Source organism: Nocardioides sp. 31GB23, from assembly GCF_040012395.1.
Taxonomy (GTDB): Bacteria; Actinomycetota; Actinomycetes; order Propionibacteriales; family Nocardioidaceae; genus Nocardioides; species Nocardioides salarius.
This window is the reverse complement of sequence record NZ_JBDYKJ010000004.1, coordinates 72,292-88,195: the sequence shown is the minus strand read 5'-3', so window position 1 is coordinate 88,195 and position 15,904 is coordinate 72,292. Positions and strand designations below refer to the sequence as shown.

General features: G+C 73.5%; 16 protein-coding genes. 8 read left to right on the top strand and 8 right to left on the bottom strand.

Features of this window, described 5'->3' with window-relative positions:
- The first annotated feature begins 201 nt into the window (after positions 1 to 201).
- Genes lnt through ABKW28_RS02235 form a run of 3 tightly spaced genes read left to right on the top strand, consistent with a single transcriptional unit; the run spans position 202 to position 3,076 of the window.
- Positions 202 to 1,782 carry an apolipoprotein N-acyltransferase gene (gene lnt / locus ABKW28_RS02245; RefSeq protein WP_348606067.1) on the top strand — a complete coding sequence of 527 codons (1,581 nt, stop codon included), beginning with the start codon at positions 202 to 204 and terminating at the stop codon, positions 1,780 to 1,782.
- Positions 1,779 to 2,549 carry a polyprenol monophosphomannose synthase gene (locus ABKW28_RS02240; RefSeq protein ID WP_348606065.1) on the top strand — a complete coding sequence of 257 codons (771 nt, stop codon included), beginning with the start codon at positions 1,779 to 1,781 and terminating at the stop codon, positions 2,547 to 2,549. The genes lnt and ABKW28_RS02240 overlap by 4 nt, the downstream gene beginning before the upstream one ends.
- A complete protein-coding gene (locus ABKW28_RS02235; RefSeq protein WP_348606063.1) occupies positions 2,546 to 3,076 on the top strand; it encodes an FxsA family protein in 531 nt (176 codons plus the stop codon). Before ABKW28_RS02240 ends, ABKW28_RS02235 begins: the two co-directional genes overlap by 4 nt.
- Positions 3,077 to 3,086: 10 nt before the next feature.
- On the opposite strand, the gene ABKW28_RS02230 is transcribed toward ABKW28_RS02235, so the two are convergent.
- From ABKW28_RS02230 to ABKW28_RS02215, 4 genes are all read right to left on the bottom strand, one after another.
- Complete coding sequence (locus ABKW28_RS02230) at positions 3,087 to 3,473, bottom strand: RNA polymerase-binding protein RbpA (RefSeq protein ID WP_193668802.1); 387 nt, start codon at positions 3,471 to 3,473, stop codon at positions 3,087 to 3,089.
- Positions 3,474 to 3,599: 126 nt separating this feature from the next.
- Positions 3,600 to 4,967 carry an MFS transporter gene (locus ABKW28_RS02225; RefSeq protein ID WP_348606061.1) on the bottom strand — a complete coding sequence of 456 codons (1,368 nt, stop codon included), beginning with the start codon at positions 4,965 to 4,967 and terminating at the stop codon, positions 3,600 to 3,602.
- Complete coding sequence (locus ABKW28_RS02220; RefSeq protein WP_348606092.1) at positions 4,945 to 5,739, bottom strand: glycerophosphodiester phosphodiesterase; 795 nt, start codon at positions 5,737 to 5,739, stop codon at positions 4,945 to 4,947. Before ABKW28_RS02220 ends, ABKW28_RS02225 begins: the two co-directional genes overlap by 23 nt.
- A gap of 98 nt (positions 5,740 to 5,837) precedes the next feature.
- Positions 5,838 to 7,382, bottom strand: coding sequence for a UDP-N-acetylglucosamine 1-carboxyvinyltransferase (locus ABKW28_RS02215; RefSeq protein WP_193668800.1), 1,545 nt, complete (start codon positions 7,380 to 7,382; stop codon positions 5,838 to 5,840).
- A gap of 97 nt (positions 7,383 to 7,479) precedes the next feature.
- Between ABKW28_RS02215 and ABKW28_RS02210 the strand changes: the two genes are divergently transcribed.
- Entirely contained in the window at positions 7,480 to 8,511 is a 1,032-nt protein-coding gene (locus ABKW28_RS02210; RefSeq protein WP_348606059.1) for a zinc-dependent alcohol dehydrogenase family protein, read from the top strand.
- Positions 8,508 to 10,175 (top strand): alkaline phosphatase D family protein, encoded by a 1,668-nt coding sequence (locus ABKW28_RS02205; protein WP_348606057.1) that lies wholly within the window; start codon positions 8,508 to 8,510, stop codon positions 10,173 to 10,175. The genes ABKW28_RS02210 and ABKW28_RS02205 overlap by 4 nt, the downstream gene beginning before the upstream one ends.
- Before the next feature lie 19 nt (positions 10,176 to 10,194).
- Here the strand turns inward: ABKW28_RS02205 and ABKW28_RS02200 are convergent, their stop codons facing one another.
- Positions 10,195 to 10,386, bottom strand: coding sequence for a hypothetical protein (locus ABKW28_RS02200; protein ID WP_348606055.1), 192 nt, complete (start codon positions 10,384 to 10,386; stop codon positions 10,195 to 10,197).
- Positions 10,387 to 10,576: 190 nt separating this feature from the next.
- Positions 10,577 to 11,611 carry a putative sulfate exporter family transporter gene (locus ABKW28_RS02195; RefSeq protein ID WP_348606053.1) on the bottom strand — a complete coding sequence of 345 codons (1,035 nt, stop codon included), beginning with the start codon at positions 11,609 to 11,611 and terminating at the stop codon, positions 10,577 to 10,579.
- A 95-nt stretch (positions 11,612 to 11,706) separates the two neighbouring features.
- Between ABKW28_RS02195 and ABKW28_RS02190 the strand changes: the two genes are divergently transcribed.
- From ABKW28_RS02190 to ABKW28_RS02180, 3 genes are all read left to right on the top strand, one after another.
- Entirely contained in the window at positions 11,707 to 12,633 is a 927-nt protein-coding gene (locus tag ABKW28_RS02190; RefSeq protein WP_348606051.1) for a LysR family transcriptional regulator, read from the top strand.
- 9 nt (positions 12,634 to 12,642) lie between these two features.
- Positions 12,643 to 13,446 carry an alpha/beta fold hydrolase gene (locus ABKW28_RS02185; protein ID WP_348606049.1) on the top strand — a complete coding sequence of 268 codons (804 nt, stop codon included), beginning with the start codon at positions 12,643 to 12,645 and terminating at the stop codon, positions 13,444 to 13,446.
- A gap of 317 nt (positions 13,447 to 13,763) precedes the next feature.
- The gene (locus tag ABKW28_RS02180; RefSeq protein ID WP_348606047.1) at positions 13,764 to 14,372 is read left to right on the top strand and encodes a GrpB family protein; all 609 of its coding nucleotides are present in this window, start codon (positions 13,764 to 13,766) and stop codon (positions 14,370 to 14,372) included.
- A 72-nt stretch (positions 14,373 to 14,444) separates the two neighbouring features.
- On the opposite strand, the gene ABKW28_RS02175 is transcribed toward ABKW28_RS02180, so the two are convergent.
- Positions 14,445 to 14,588: a hypothetical protein gene (locus ABKW28_RS02175; protein WP_348606045.1), complete on the bottom strand. Its 144-nt coding sequence runs from the start codon at positions 14,586 to 14,588 to the stop codon at positions 14,445 to 14,447.
- 22 nt (positions 14,589 to 14,610) lie between these two features.
- On the bottom strand, positions 14,611 to 15,876 hold the full coding sequence (locus ABKW28_RS02170) for a DUF222 domain-containing protein (RefSeq protein WP_348606043.1): 1,266 nt from the start codon (positions 15,874 to 15,876) through the stop codon (positions 14,611 to 14,613).
- Positions 15,877 to 15,904: the final 28 nt, after the last annotated feature.

The following is a 15,904-nucleotide window of genomic DNA, read 5'->3' as shown; positions in this document are numbered from 1 at the left end:
GTGCCAAACACCTGTCCGACACTGTTCGCGGAGGTCGGTCCGCCCCGCGGGAGCGGTCGCGGGAGGAATCCTGAGCCCCCTAGACAACAGCCCGCCCCGGCAGCCGGTCGTGCACCGGGCTGGACCGAAGGCGCCCAGGATCCTCCCGCACCTCTGCGCCCGGCGGCGGGCTCCCACACCGGCGCCCCGTAGCCTGGGACCGTGCTCCAGCGCTCGGTCCTCGCCCTGCTCGCCGGCGTCGCCCTGGCGATGGCCTACGAGCCGTTCGCCGTGCCCGTGCTGGTCCCCGTGCTGGTGCCGCTGGCCGTGGCCGCCCACACGCTGCTGACCCGCGGCCTGGGCCTGCGCCGAGCGTTCGTGGTGGGGCTGGCCTTCGGGGTCGGCTTCTACTACGTCCACATCTACTGGATGACGACGGTCGCCCTCGCCGCCTGGCTCGGGCTGTCTGCGGCGCAGGCCCTCTTCTACGGCCTGCTCGGCAGCGCCGTGGCGCTGGTCTCGCGGCTGCCGCTGTGGCCGCTGTGGGTGGCCACGGCGTGGGTCACCGTCGAGGTCTGGCGCAGCGGCTGGCCCTTCAGCGGGATGCCCTGGGGCCGTCTGGGCTTCGCGGTCGTCGACACCCCGGTCGCCGCCACGCTGCCGTACGTCGGCATGGCCGGGGTCACCTTCCTGCTCGCGCTCGCCGGGGCCGCGCTCGCGGCGATGGTGGCCGCACCGGCCCGGGATCGGCTGGTCGGGCTCGTCGCCCTGGGCGCGGTCGTCGCCGGCGTCGCGGCCTCGGTGGCGCTGCCCTGGACCAGCCCGAGCACCGGCACCGCGACCGTGGCCGTGGTGCAGGGCGACGTGCCGGGCCCCGGCAACGACATCCTCTACGACTTCCGCCAGGTGACCGAGAACCACGTGCAGGCCACCGTCGACCTGGCCGCCGACGTCGCCGCGGGGCTCGAGCCGCGCCCCGACTTCGTGGTGTGGCCCGAGAACTCGACGGCGACCGACCCCTGGCGCGACCCGCAGACCAACGCCGGCATCCTGCGCGCCACCGAGGCGATCGGCGTGCCGGTGCTCGTCGGGGCCCTGGTCGACGGCCCGCCGGGCGCGGTGCTCAACCAGGGCATCGTCTGGGACCCCGTCACCGGGGCGGGGGAGCGCTACACCAAGCGGCACCCGGTCGCCTACGGCGAGTTCATCCCGTTCCGGGGCACCGCCCTGGAGCTCAGCTTCGGCGACCTGGCGCGGATCCAGCGCGACATGCTGGTCGGCACCGGCAAGGAGCCGCTGAGCATCGCCGGCACCCGGGTCGCCGACGCGATCTGCTTCGACGTCGCCTACGAGGACGCGATCTACGACCAGGTCGCGCGCGGGGCGCAGCTGGTGAGCGTGCAGACCTCCAACGCCACCTTCATCTTCTCCGACCAGGTGCAGCAGCAGTTCGCGATGACGCGGCTGCGCGCGCTGGAGACCGGCCGGGCCACCGTGGTGGCCTCCACCAACGGCGTCAGCGGCGTGATCGGCGCCGACGGCGAGGTGGTCGCGAGGGCCGGGCTGCAGGAGACCGAGGTGCTGGTCGAGGAGCTCGCGCTGCACGAGGCGCTGACCCCGGCGGTGCGGATGGGGCGCCTGCCCTGGCAGGCCGCGGTCGTCGCGACCCTCCTGGCCCTCGGTGCCGCCCTGCTCCCGTATCGTCGCGCGCGCCGGGAGCGCAGCCGCGCGACCGCACCGCGACACGACGGCGCCCAGGGTCCGTCACGACGAGGAGACGACGCGATGGTCGACCAGCCGTGAGCCGCGCCGAGACCGGCGCCCGGGTCGTGATGGTGGTGCCGACCTACGACGAGGCCGAGAACCTGGCCTGGGTGGTGGAGCGGCTGCACGCCGCCCAGCCCGGCGTCGACGTGCTCGTGGTCGACGACAACTCGCCCGACGGCACCGGCCGGGTCGCCGACGACCTGGCCGCCGCCGACCCGCGTGTCAGCGTGCTGCACCGCACCGCCAAGGGCGGCCTGGGCGCGGCCTACCGCGCCGGCTTCGACGTCGCGCTCGAGGCGGGCTACGAGGTCGTCGGCGAGATGGACGCCGACGGCTCCCACCAGCCCGAGCAGCTGCAGTGCCTCCTCGACGCGCTCGACGACCCCCGCTCGCCCGCCGACCTGGTGATCGGCTCGCGCTGGGTGCCCGGTGGGTCGGTCGTCAACTGGCCGCGCCGCCGCGAGGCGCTCTCGCGCGGGGGCAACCTCTACGTCCGCCTGCTGCTCGGCGTCCGGGTGCGCGACGCCACGGCCGGCTACCGGCTCTTCCGCCGCTCCACGCTCGAGCGGATCGACCTCGCCTCGGTGCGCTCGACCGGCTACGTCTTCCAGACCGACCTGGTGGTGCGCGCCCTGCGCGCCGGCCTCGTCGTGCGCGAGGTCCCGATCGAGTTCGTGGAGCGGGTGCGCGGCGACTCCAAGATGAGCGGGGCGGTCGCGGTGGAGTCGTTGAAGCGGATCACCGCGTGGGGCCTGACCGAGCGCCGCGAGCAGGCCGTCCGACTGGTGCGAGGAGCGCGATGAGCCGCCGCCGGGGCCGGCTGGGCTGGGTGCTGCTGGTGCTGTTCGTGGCACTGCCGCTGCTCGAGCTCTACATGGTCATCCAGGTGGGCCAGGTCATCGGCGCGGCCTGGACCATCCTGCTGCTGGTGCTCGACAGCGTCGTCGGCGCCGTCGTCGTACGCCGTGAGGGCGCGCGGGCGTGGCGGGCGCTGCGCGACACGTTGGCGCGCGGGGGAGTGCCGGCCAAGGAGCTCGCCGACGGCGCCCTGGTGCTGGTCGGCGGCACCCTGCTGCTGACGCCGGGCTTCGTCACGGACGCCTTCGGGCTGCTGCTGGTGCTGCCGTTCTCGCGCCCCCTCTTCCGCGGCCTGCTGACCCGGGCGCTGGCGACCCGGCTGGTGCCGGTGACGTTCGGGGGCTGGCCCGGCGCACCGGGAGCCACGAGCGGCGGCCCCGGAGACGCAGGACGCCCCGGACCGGGCACGGGGCCGGTGGTCCGGGGCGACGTGGTGGAGGATCCTGAGGACCCCTCCGGGCCGAGCGCCTAGCGGGTGCTGCTCAGGCCTTGGCCTGGCGGCGCTTGGCGTTCGCCTTGTGCAGGTGGGCGGGGCCGATCTGGCCGCCGCGCAGCAGGTCGAGGCGCTCCTTGAGGATCTCCTCGAGCTCCTTCTCCGAGCGGCGCTCGAGCAGCATGTCCCAGTGGGTGCGGACCGGCTTCTCGGCCTTCACCTGGCGCTCGATGCCCGAGGTGCTCTCGGCCTCGGCGCCGCAGCGCGGGCACTCCCAGACCGCGGGGACCTCGGCCTCCACCGACATGGTGATCTCGAACTCGTGCGCCTGCGGGCAGCGGTAGCCCACCTGCTGGCGCGCGGCGAACTCGATGCCCCGCTCGTCCTCGAAGCTCTGGCCTCCGAGCCGTGCCCCTCGTAGCGTGCGCTCTGCCATGGGACGCTCCCGTCCTCTCGTGTGCCTGGTGGGGTTCCGACTGCGCTCGCAGTCGCGCTCTCGAAGTGTTCAACGGTAGCGAGGGCCCGACAATTCCGGCAATCGCCGCCGGGGGTGAGACCTGCGCTACGCGTGCGTGACCAGGGCCGAGTCGTCGCGCACGCCCGAGCGCACCGGCAGCAGCAGGAGCAGGCCCGCCACCAGCACCACCAGCACCCCCAGGATGCCCCAGTACTGCGCGTCGTCCTTGTCGGCGACCCCGGTCACCGCCGCGCCGAGCGCGATCGAGAGGGACCAGGCGGCCGGGGCCAGGAAGCTCACGGCGCGGCCGGTGGTGGCGTACAGGCCGAAGACCTGGCCCTCGTGGCCCTCGGGGATCAGCCGGGCCAGGAAGGTGCGCGAGGCGCTCTGGGCCGGGCCCACGAAGACCGCCAGCATCAGCCCGAAGGTCCAGAAGACGGTGCTGCCGCCGGCGTTGAGGGCGAAGACCGCCAGGCCGGCACCGATCATGCACACCAGCGAGAAGACGATGACGCGCTTGGGGCCGATCCGGTCGTCGAGCACCCCGAAGCCGATGGTCGCCAGCCCGGCCACGACGTTGGCCGCCACGCCGAAGATGATCACGCCGCCGGCGCTGAAGCCGAATGTCCCCGCGGCGAGCACGCCCCCGAAGGTGAACACGCCGGCCAGGCCGTCGCGGAAGACCGCCGAGGCCAGCAGGAAGCGCACCGTGTTGCGGTCGGTGTGCCACAGGTCGGCCACCATGGCGATCAGGTGGCGGTAGGAGTCGACGATGCCCACCCGCGGGCCCCGCGGGGTGCGCTGCGCCTTGTCGTCGCGCAGCGTCACCAGCACCGGCAGCGAGAAGACCAGGGTCCAGACCGCGCAGACGAGCATGGTGACGCGCACGTCCATGCCGTTCTCGCCGGTGATCCCGAAGATCCCGACGTCGGGGCTGATCAGCCCGAAGTAGACGGCCAGCAGCAGCACGATGCCGCCGATGTAGCCCAGGCCCCAGCCGAGCCCCGAGACGCGTCCGATCGTGGTGGGCGTGGAGATCTCGTTGAGCATCGCGTTGTAGTTGACCGAGGCGAACTCGAAGAAGATGTTGCCGCTGGCCAGCAGCACCAGGCCGAGCCAGAGGTACTCCTCGGACGGCTGCACCAGGAACAACGCTGCCGAGACCGCCACGACCAGCATCGTGTTGACCGCCAGCCAGAAGCCGCGGCGCCCCGACCGGTCGGCGCGCTGGCCGGTGATCGGCGCGAAGAGCGCCACCAGCAGCCCGGCCCCGGCCAGCGCCCAACCCAGGTTGGTGTCCGCATTGGGGCCGAAGTCGGCGGAGGTGATGTAGACGCTGAACACGAACGTGGTGATGACGGCGTTGAAGGCCGCCGACCCCCAGTCCCACAGCCCCCACGCGTAGACGGGCCAGCCGAAGCGGCTGCGTGCGGTGGCCGGGCCGGCCGGGTCAGTGCTCGTTGCGCGGCTCATCGCGTGCTTCCTCCCATTGACCGCGCGCGCGGAGCACGTCGCGGAGTACGTCGGTGCGGTCGGTGAACAGACCGTCCACACCCAGCTCGAGGAGGTGGCGCATCTCCTCGGGCTCGTCGATCGTCCAGACGTGGACGTGCGCGCCGGCGGCGTGCGCCCGGCGCACGAGGCCGGGCGTGACCACCCGCACCGAGCGTCCGCCGGCCAGCGGCAGCCGGCGCCGGTGCGGCACCTGCAGGGCCGCGACCCTGCCCCCGGTCAGCGCGCGGGCCAGCCGCGCGCTGGGCAGCAGCCGGAAGGCCAGCACCTCCCACGGGTGCGCGGAGGTCGGGACCCGGCCCCCGGTCAGCCTGCGGAACGTCGCCAGCCGCCCGGGCGAGAAGGACCCGACCAGCACCCGCTCCCAGGCGTCGTGGGCCGAGACGAAGTCGGCCAGCGCCGCCACGGCGCCCTCGGACTTGATGTCGATGTTGAACCGCGCGTGGGGGAAGCGCTCGAAGAGCTCGGCCAGGGTCGGCACCTGCTCGCGCCCCCCGACGCTGGCCTCGCGCACCTGGGCCAGGGTCAGGTCGAGGATCGCGCCGCTGCGGTCGGTGACCCGGTCGAGCACGCTGTCGTGGAAGGCCAGCAGCACGCCGTCGCGGGTGAGGTGGACGTCGGTCTCGAGGTAGCCGTAGCCCAGCGCGACGGCGTGCTCGAAGGCCGCGACGGTGTTCTCCAGCCCCTCGATCTCGGGGTGGAAGGCACCCCCGCGGTGCGCGAGCGCCAGCACGGTGCCCGGGCGGTCGAGCACCCGGTCGAGGTAGGGATGACCCGTCGTGGGGGAGGTCGCCGGGGAGGTCACCGGAGCAGTATCGCCTCCCCGGGGCCTCAGATGTCGCGGAAGGTCTCGATGTTGGCCCCGAGCTCGTTGAGACGCTCGGCGAGGTCCTCGTAGCCGCGGTGGATGACGTAGGTCGAGCGCAGCACGCTGGTGCCCTTCGAGGCCAGCATCGCCAGCAGGATCACCACGGCCGGGCGCAGCGCCGGCGGGCAGACGATCTCGGTGCCGGAGAAGTGCGTGGGGCCCTCGATCATCACCCGGTGCGGGTCGAGGAGCTTGACCTGCGCACCGAGCTTGGTCAGCTCGGTGAGGTAGATGGCCCGGTTCTCGTAGACCCAGTCGTGCAGCAGCGTCTGGCCGGTGGCCACCGCCGCGATCACCGCGAAGAACGGCAGGTTGTCGATGTTGAGGCCGGGGAAGGGCATCGGGTGGATCTTGTCGAGCGGGGCCTTGAGCACCGAGGGTCGCGTGGTGATGTCGACCAGGCGGGTCTGGCCGTTGCGCGCGACGTACTCCTCGGAGCGGTCGTAGCCGAAGCCCATCTCCTCCAACGTCGCCAGCTCGATCTCGAGGAACTCGATCGGCACCCGCTGGATGGTGATGGTCGAGCCGGTCACGATGCCGGCCGCGAGCAGCGACATCGCCTCGATCGGGTCCTCGGAGGGGGCGTAGTCGATGTCGACGTCGATCTCGGTGCGCCCGGTGACGGTCAGGGTCGTCGAGCCGACGCCCTCGACCTGCACGCCGAGGCGCTGCAGGTAGAAGCAGAGGTCCTGGACCATGTAGTTGGACGAGGCGTTGCGGATCACGGTGGTGCCGGGGTGCAGCGCCGCGGCCATCAGGGCGTTCTCGGTGACGGTGTCGCCGCGCTCTGTCAGCACGATCGGGCGGACCGGCTCGACGGCGCGGTCGACGCTGGCGTGGTAGCTGCCCTCGGTCGCCTTGACCTCGAGGCCGAAGGGGCGCAGCGCCGACATGTGCGGCTCGACGGTGCGCTCGCCGAGGTTGCAGCCGCCGGCGTAGGGCAGGTCGAAGGTCTCGGCGCGGTGCAGCAGCGGGCCCAGGAACATGATCACCGAGCGGGTGCGCCGGGCGGCGGCCTCGTCGATGGCGTCGAGGCGCAGGGTCTTGGGCGGGATGATCTCGAGGTCGTTGTCCTCGTTGAGCCAACGGGTCTGCACACCGAGGCTGCCCAGCACCTCGAGCAGGCGATTGACCTCCTCGATGCGCGCGACCTTGCGCAGGGTGGTGCGACCGCGGTTGAGCAGCGAGGCGCACAACAGCGCGACGCCGGCGTTCTTGGAGGTCTTGACCTCGATCGAGCCCGACAGCGTGGTCGGGCCCTGGATCCGCAGGTGCGTGGGACCGGCACCGAGGGCGACGATCTCGGAGTCGAGGGCCGCGCCGATGCGGGCGAGCATCTCGAGCGAGAGGTTCTGGTGGCCCTTCTCGATCCGGTTGATCGCGCTCTGGCTTGTCGCGAGGAGCTCGGCGAGCTGGTGCTGGGTCAGGCCGCGGTGCTTGCGGGCGTCACGGATGAGGTTGCCGATGCGGCCCTTGTAGCCGTCGCTGCTGCGTACGTCGTCACTCATGGCGTCGACGGTAACTCACATGTGAGATAGAGGCACACCACCGGAGGGTGACGCGCCGGTGAGGCGGGGTGGGGGCGACGGATGCCATGCTCGGAGCATGCGAGCCACCACCATCCACGCCGCCCGTGACATCCGCTTCTCGAACGACGTCCCCGACCCCACGATCCAGCTGCCCACCGACGCGGTCGTGCGGGTGACCAGCGCCTGCATCTGCGGCTCCGACCTGTGGCCCTACCGCGGCGAGAACGACATCACCGCCGGCGACACGATCGGCCACGAGTGCATCGGCGTCGTCGAGGCCGTCGGGGCCGACGTGCGCGAGGTCAAGGTCGGCGACTTCGTCGTCGTGCCCTTCGACCACTGCGACAACACCTGCGCCCACTGCCGCGCCGGCATGCAGTCGGCCTGCGTCAACCTCGGCATGACCAGCAGTGGCCAGGGCGAGCTCGCCCGCGTCGCCCAGGCCGACGGCAGCCTGGTCGTCGTGCCCGACGTCGGGGAGCAGGGCCCCGACAAGGCGCTCGTGCCGCACCTGATGGCCCTCTCCGACGTGATGCCGACCGGGTGGCACGCGGCCGTGGCCGCCCAGGTGCGCGCCGGCGGCACCACCGTGGTCGTCGGCGACGGCGCGGTCGGCCTGTGCGGCGTGCTCGCCGCGGCCCAGATGGGTTCCGAGAAGGTCGTGCTGATGTCGCGCCACGAGCCGCGCCAGGAGATCGGTCGCGCCTTCGGCGCCACCCACGTGGTGGCCGAGCGCGGCAAGGAGGGCGCCGCGGCCATCAAGGAGATCACCGCCGGCATCGGCGCCGACGCCGTGCTCGAGTGCGTGGGCACCGACCAGGCGATGGGCACCGCGTTCGCGGTCGCCCGTCCCGGCGCGACCGTCGGCTTCGTGGGGGTTCCGCACGGGGTCGAGCTGCCCGTGCGCCGGATGTTCCAGAAGAACGTCGGCCTCGCCGGCGGCATGGCCCCCGTGCGCCAGTACCTCCCGCACCTGCTGGGCCTGGTCCTCGACGGCACCATCGAGCCGGGCAAGGTCTTCGACGCCACGCTGCCGATGGACCAGGTCGCCGAGGGCTACAAGATGATGGACGAGCGCCGCGCGATCAAGGTGCTCCTCGAGCCGTGAGCCTCGTGCTCGGCCCGCTGCTGCGGCACGTCGACGCCGACTCGGCCACCGTGTGGGTCGAGACGGCGTCGGCGGCTGCGGTGGTGGTCCGGGCCGGCCGTGCCTCGGGCAGCGCGCGCACCTTCGCGGTGCACGGGCACCACTACGCGCTCGTCGAGGTCACCGGGCTCGAGCCCGGCAGCGCGACGGCGTACGTCGTCGAGGTCGACGGCCAGCAGGTCTGGCCCGAGCCCGGGTCGGCCCACCCGCCCTCACGGATCCACACCCTGCAGCCCGGGCGTGCGCTGCGCCTGGCCTACGGCTCGTGCCGGGTCAGCGCCCCGCACGACGAGGCGACCCACGCCCGCTTCGGGATCGACGCGCTGCGCACCTACGGGCTGCACCTGGCCGACGGCCACGAGGCGGCGCCCGACCTGCTCCTGCTGCTCGGCGACCAGGTCTACGCCGACGAGACCAGCGAGGCGATGCGCGCCTTCATCAGCGCCCGTCGCGACCCCGACAGCCCGCCGGGCTGGGAGCTGCGCGACTACGAGGAGTACGCCGAGATCTACCGGCTGGCCTGGAGCGACCCGGCGACGCGGTGGCTGCTCTCGACGGTGCCCAGCGCGATGATCTTCGACGACCACGACATCCGCGACGACTGGAACATCAGCGCCAGCTGGCGCCGCGACATGTGGGCCACCGACTGGTGGCGCGACCGGATCGTCGGTGGCCTCGGCGCCTACTGGGTGCACCAGCACCTGGGCAACCTCGGCGCGGCCTCCCGCGCCGAGGACCCGCTGTGGCAGCAGGTCGTGGCCCACGAGGGCCCGGACGAGCTCGACCTCAGCGCGGCGCTCGACGAGCTGGTCGAGCGCGCCGACAGGCACCCCACGACCTTCCGGTGGAGCTTCGCGCGCCAGGTCGACGACCAGGTCCGGCTGGTCGTCGTCGACTCCCGCGCCGCGCGGGTCTTCGAGGACGAGCGCCGCTCGATGGTCGACGACGAGGAGATGGACTGGCTCGACCGGCAGCTGCGCGGCGACGTCGACCACCTGCTGATCGCCACCTCGCTGCCCTTCCTGCTCTCCCCGGGGCTGCACCACGTCGAGGCGGCCGTCGAGGTGGTCAACGGCGGCCTCCTGGGCCGGCACGGCAGGCGCGTGGGGGAGTGGCTGCGCCGGACGCTCGACATCGAGCACTGGGCCGCCTTCCAGGAGGGCTTCGCCCAGGTCGGCTCCATGGTGCGCGACGTCGCGGCCGGGCGACGCGGGCGCGCACCGGCCACGATCACCTTCCTCTCCGGCGACGTGCACCACAGCTACCTCGTCGAGGCGGAGCCGGCCCCCGACGGGCCGGACCTGCAGGGGCCGGGCACCGGGGCGGCCAGCCGGATCCTCCAGGCGGTCTGCTCACCGATGCGCAACCCGCTGCCGCGCGCGGTCCGGGCCGGGGTGCGGGTGGCGGCCAGGGGCCGGGCCCGTCCGACCGGGCGGATGCTCGGGCGCCGGGTCCCGCCCTCGCCGCTGCACTGGCGGATGACACACGGGCCGTGGTTCGAGAACCTCCTGGCCACCCTCGAGGCCGGCCCCGAGGGCCTGCGGCTGACCTGGTCGACCGGAGTGGTCGTCGACGGCGACCACGAGCGGCCGCAGTGGCAGCAGGTGGCGCGCGTCGACGTCTAGGGCCGAGCGCCTGGGGCGCTCAGGCGTGGGCCAGGTGCTGGGGCAGGGCCGCGGGCTGGCAGTCGCAGCCGCTGTCGCACGCCAGGAAGACGTGCATGGCGTGCCCGCAGCGCGGGCAGGGCCGGTCGTGCGAGAGGTGCGCGCCGTGGTGCCGGCCGGGGTCCCCGGGCTGGCTGGAGTGGTCGGGCTGGTCGTCGACGGTGTCCCACATGGTGCTTCTCCTGGTGCCGGACCTGCGCGGGGCCACCCCTGGCCCCGGTCCACATCTCGACGGTAGGCCTCGACGCCGGCGCCGGTGGGACGAACGCCCGCGTGTCGCCGATGCGGGGTACGCAGATCCCCCAGACGGGGTACGCCGGACGGCCCGGACGGGCGGTCGCGGCCACCAGGCCGCCGGCCGGTCACACCAGCACGAGGACGAGCACCAGCGAGGTCCCAGCGGCCACCACCGTCGAGAGGCTCGCCAGGGCGAGGGCCGGCAGGGGCAGCGGCCGCAGGTCGCGGAGCCTCAGCCCGAGCCCCAGACCGACCATCCCCGCCGCGAGCAGGAGGGTGGAGCCGGGCTCGGCCGCCCCGACCACGGCACCCGGGAGCCAGCCGCTGGAACGCAGCGCGAGCATCACGACGAAGCCGACGAGGAACCACGGCAGCAGCGGCGGCCTCCCCGAGGCCGGCCCGGTCGAGGGCCCGGTCGAGGGCCCGGAGCCGCGGCCAGCGACCAGGTAGGTCGGCGCCAGCAGCGTCACCCGGCCGAGCTTGACGGTCATCGCGACCGCGATCGCACCACCGCCCACGACCGAGGCAGCCGCCGCCACCTGGGCCACCTCGTGGATGCTCGCCCCGACCCAGGTCGCGCTCTGCTCGCCACTCAGGCCCAGCTGCTGCGCGGCCCAGGGCAGCAGCACGATCAGCGCGGTGCCCTGCAGGGTCACCAGCGCGACCGCGTGGGCCACGTCGCGTTCCCGGGCCCGCACCGCGTCGCTGACCGCGGCGATCGCCGCGGCCCCGCAGATCGAGGACCCCGCCGCCAGCAGGGTCACGAACCCGGGGGGCAGCCCCGTCCTGCTCCCCACCAGACGGGTCACGGTGTAGGTCGTCGTCACGGTCACCACCACGACCAGCACGCCGCCGAACCCGATCCCGGCGATGTCGCTCAGCGGGAGCCGCAGGCCCAGCGCCACCACCCCGACCCTCAGCAGCGCCCGCGTGACCCGGGCATGGTCCCGGAGCGCCCGGTGCCCGGCCAGCCGGCTGTTGGCGACCACCGCGCCGACCAGGAGCGCCAGCAGCAGCGGCCCCAGCAGCGGGACCCACCGGCTGAGCAGCACGCAGACCGCCGCGGTGACCAACGGTGGCCCGTAGGCCGTCACACGACCTGGCCGGGCCTGGTGCTGGGGCGGCCGGGGCGACGGAGCGGTGGCGCGGAGGAGGGTCACGGCACCAGCCTGCGGCGCGCCGAGGGCCGGCAGAAGACCTCCGAGACCAGGCGACCCATCAGCAGAGGTGATGGGTCGCGGGCTAGGGTCGGTGGGTGACCCCGGACCTCGACCTCGACACGCTGCGGCTGCTGGTCGCGGTCTCCGAGACCGGCAGCCTCAGCGCCGCGGCCGCCCACCGAGGCATCTCGCAGCCCGCGGCCAGTGCGCGGGTGCGTGAGTTCGAGAGCCGGTGGCGCCTGGCCGTCGTGCACCGCTCCGCCCGGGGATCGCGGATGACCACCGACGGCGAGGCCGTGGTGTCGTGGGCGCGCGGCGTGCTGCACGAGGTCGACACCGTGCGCGCCTCGCTCGAGGCACTCACAGCCCGTCGGCGCGCCGGTGTCGTCGTGGCCGCCAGCCTGACCGTGGCCGAGTCCCTGGTGCCGCGCTGGCTCGGCGAGCTGCACGTCCGACGCCCCGAGGTGCAGCCGGTCCTGCGGGTGGTCAACAGCGAGACGGTCGCCGACACCGTGCGATCGGGGCAGGCCGACATCGGTTTCATCGAGTCCGCCGTGCTGCCGGACGGACTGGCGCACCGGCAGGTCGGCCAGGACCGGCTCGTCGTCGTGGTGGCGCCGCAGCACGCCTGGGCCCGTCGACGTGCGGCCCTGTCGACCACTGAGCTGCGAGCGGCCCGCTGGGTGCTGCGCGAGAGCGGCAGCGGCACCCGCAGCACCTTCGACGCCGCGCTGGGCCAGCAGCCGGACGTCGCGCTCGAGGCGACGTCGACGGCGGCGCTCGCCGGCGCCACCGCCGCCGGGGTGGGGCCCGGCGTGGTCTCGGAGATGTCGGTGCGCGCCGAGCTCGAGCTGGGACGTCTCGTCGCCGTGCCCACCGAGCTCGACCTGGCCCGGCCCCTGACGTGCGTGTGGCGTGGCGAGGAGCGCCTGCACGAGGCGGCCGGTGACCTGCTGGCCATCGCGGTCGAGGCGGCCTCCACCGGTGGCCCGGGCGCCGAGGTGCCCCGGACCGCCCCCTAGCCTGGGCGCGTGAGCCAGACGAGCCCCGCCATCCACAGCACCGAGGTCGGCGAGACCGGGCAGCGGGTGGTGTTCCTGCACGGCCTCTTCGGCCAGGGCCGCAACTTCACCCAGATCGCCAAGGCGATGGCGCCCGCCTTCCACAGCCTGCTGGTCGACCTGCCCAACCACGGCCGCTCGCAGTGGAGCGAGACCTTCTCGTACGCCGACACCGCCGACCGGGTCGCGGAGCACCTGGTCGACGGGTTCGCGGGCGACGGACCGGTGCACCTCGTGGGGCACTCGATGGGCGGCAAGGTCGCGATGCTGCTGGCGCTGCGCCACCCGCACCTGGTCGAGCGGCTGGTGGTCGTCGACATCTCGCCGGCGCCCAGCACCGGCGCCGGCGAGTTCGAGCACCTGCTCGGCAGCCTGGCCGGCCTCGAGCTGGAGGGGTTGTCGCGGCGCAGCGACGCCGACGAGCAGCTGGCCGAGGCGATCCCCGACGAGCGGGTGCGGGGCTTCCTGCTACAGAACCTCCGCTCGGGCAGCGAAGGCTTCACCTGGCAGGCCAACCTGGGGCTGCTGCGCGAGGAGCTGGCCGCCATCGGCGACTTCCCCCGCGTCGAGGAGACCTTCGAGCGCCCGGTGCTGTGGATGGCCGGCGAGCGCTCGGGCTACGTCACCGCCGACGCCGAGGAGGAGATGGAGCGGCTCTTCCCACGCACGGTGCAGGTCACGATCAAGGGCGCTGGCCACTGGGTGCACTCGGAGAAGCCCGAGGCGTTCGTCTCGGCGCTGCGCACCTTCCTCGGTGCCGGCCGCGACGACTGACCTGGGTCCGGACGCACGACGGCCCCCGACGCGGTGCGTCGGGGGCCGTGCGGTTCACAGCTGGGTTCAGCGGCCGTTGCGCTCCCAGGTGCGCTGGTGCCACGGGACGAACGCCTCGAGGAACTCGGAGTCGAAGCGACGGAACAGGGTCATGATGGTGGTCATGCGCACCTCCTCAGGTGTGATCGGTGACTGGGTCAGAAGGCTCCACCAGGTGCCTTCATGTACCAGTGTGGGGCCCGTAGCAGGGCAACCCAACCCGGCGAGCACATGATGTCGCTCACGTTCGCTGGCGCCGACTCGCCTACTCTCCGAGGATGCCCTCCCGCGCCGACATCGTGACCTTCCACGACCCGCTCGTGCCGCCCGGTTCCAGCATGTACGTGCCCGGTGCCGGACCCACTGGCGAGGTACGCGTCGAGGAGCCGGACGGGCGCTGGACCGGGTGGTACGACGACCTCGCGGGGCGGGTGCGCGAGGCCCTCGGATGGCGGGTGCTGGACCTGCAGCACGTCGGGTCGACGTCGGTGCCCGGCCTGGCCGCGAAGCCGATCATCGACATCGACCTGGTGGTCGCCGACGCCGCCGACGAGGCGACGTACGTGCCGGCGCTGGAGGCGCAGGGCTTCGAGCTGCGGGTGCGCGAGCCGTGGTGGTTCGAGCACCGGGTGCTGCGCCACACCGACCCGCGCTGCCACCTGCACGTCTTCGGCCCCGAGGCGCCCGAGCCGGTCAAGCACCGGATCTTCCGCGACTGGCTGCGCGGCAACGCCGACGAGCGCGACCTGTACGCCGCCACCAAGCGGGAGGCGGCCGAGGCGGCCCGGGCCGCGGGGGAGCACTCCATGCAGTACAACGCGCGCAAGGAGAAGGTCGTGCGCGAGATCTACGGCCGTGCCTTCGCGGCCGCCGGGCTGGTGGACTGATGGCGGCGGTGCAGGACGGGTCGCAGCCCAGGGCGCCGGGCAAGCAGCACTAGCCGCAGTGGGCTGTGCGGCTCACAGCGCCGACAGCCTGTTGCTCCACCCGCCCGGGACCGCCGGGTAGAGCGGCAGCACCTCGCGGACGGCGTGCGCGCTCCGCTCGGGGTTCGGGGCGAGCAGCATCGTCTTCACGCGGATGAAGGAACGATCGACGGTCACGCTTGGAACGGTAGAGGTCGGCCTACGTCCGCCGATGGAACTCGACCTGGTTGCGCTCCACGACGCGGGTCTCGTAGGCCGGGTCGTGGGCGCGCCGGTGGTGGTGGCCGCACAGCAACCGGCCTCGGCCCAGGTCGCTCCTGCCGTCGTGGGACCAGAGGTCCTCGTGGTGGGAGTCGCACATGCCGGGCGGGGCGTCGCACCCCACGGCGGTGCAGCAGCCGTCTCGCAGGATCATCGCCACGCGCTGGGGCGGGCTGAAGAAGCGCCGGGAGCGTCCGAGGTCGAGGATCTCGCTGGGTCCGCCCAGGACCGCGGGCAGCACGCCCGCCGTGCAGGCCAGTCGACGGGCCGTGCCGGCGGAGACCCGGGACCCCGTGTCGAGCGTGGCCGAGGCGAGCGCTCCGCCCAGCGTGGCGGTGGTCATGGTGACCACGACGGCGGCATTGACCCCGCCGCTGCGGGGGAGCGCACGTGGGTCCAACCGCTCGACCAGCTCGACGAACGCGCGGCCCCAGCGCGAGCGTGACGGCGTACGGGACGGCTCGACGTCGGAGGCGTCAGCGGCCCGTGCACCCCCGGCGGCCCGGTCGTCGCGGTGCGGGGAGCCGTAGGCGATCAACACCTTCTGCAGCATCTCGGCGGCGAGCGTCGGAATCGTGAAGCTGCCACGGGTACGGCCGTCGCCCTGGTCGCGCATCCGGAAGGAGGCGGTGCGGTAGGCCTCGCGCTCCTCCTCGGCCAGCTTCTCGGCCTCCCACGCCTCGCCGACCTCGGGTGCGACGACGTCGAGGATGCGGCGGCCCAGGATGCGCAGTGCCTTGGCGTCGTGCACCAGCGCGAGACGCACCAGCTCGACCTCCGCCTCCCGGCGCACACTCGCCTCGAGGTCCTCGGGCAGCTCGTCGAGCGCTCGGGCGACGACCTGCGCCTGCTCGAGGTTCAGGTCGCCCGCGGCGAGGGCGCGCCGCAGCTCGTCGTACCGGCTCAAGGCCGCGGCGAACCGGGTCTGTCGCACAGCGTCGCGCTTGGTCGCGGTGGTGGCGTTGGCCAGCCAGACCGCCACCGACGGGGCCGCCGAGCGCTCGTGGACGGCCACCGTCTCGGCGTGCGAGAGGACCCGGGCCTGCAGCTCGGCGAAGCGCGACTGGGCCCGGGCGAGGTCGCCGAGGAGGTCTGCGGTGGTCGTCTGGTCCAACGACCACGCGGCTGTCTGGGCCACCTCGTCCAAGATCGAGTGCAGGCGCGCGACGGCCTCGGCGAGGGGGTGCCGGGTCGTCGCGCTCATGACTTCATCCAAGCAGGCAGCACCGACA

Bases quoted from the DNA above. Each gene is read 5' to 3' on its own strand.
- ABKW28_RS02215 (WP_193668800.1), bottom strand. From the start codon at position 7,382: ATGAGTGACGACGTACGCAGCAGCGACGGCTACAAGGGCCGCATCGGC.
- ABKW28_RS02210 (WP_348606059.1), top strand. From the start codon at position 7,480: ATGCGAGCCACCACCATCCACGCCGCCCGTGACATCCGCTTCTCGAAC.
- ABKW28_RS02170 (WP_348606043.1), bottom strand. From the start codon at position 15,876: ATGAGCGCGACGACCCGGCACCCCCTCGCCGAGGCCGTCGCGCGCCTG.
- ABKW28_RS02225 (WP_348606061.1), bottom strand. From the start codon at position 4,967: ATGAGCCGCGCAACGAGCACTGACCCGGCCGGCCCGGCCACCGCACGC.
- ABKW28_RS02180 (WP_348606047.1), top strand. From the start codon at position 13,764: ATGCCCTCCCGCGCCGACATCGTGACCTTCCACGACCCGCTCGTGCCG.
- ABKW28_RS02235 (WP_348606063.1), top strand. From the start codon at position 2,546: ATGAGCCGCCGCCGGGGCCGGCTGGGCTGGGTGCTGCTGGTGCTGTTC.
- ABKW28_RS02200 (WP_348606055.1), bottom strand. From the start codon at position 10,386: ATGTGGGACACCGTCGACGACCAGCCCGACCACTCCAGCCAGCCCGGG.
- ABKW28_RS02230 (WP_193668802.1), bottom strand. From the start codon at position 3,473: ATGGCAGAGCGCACGCTACGAGGGGCACGGCTCGGAGGCCAGAGCTTC.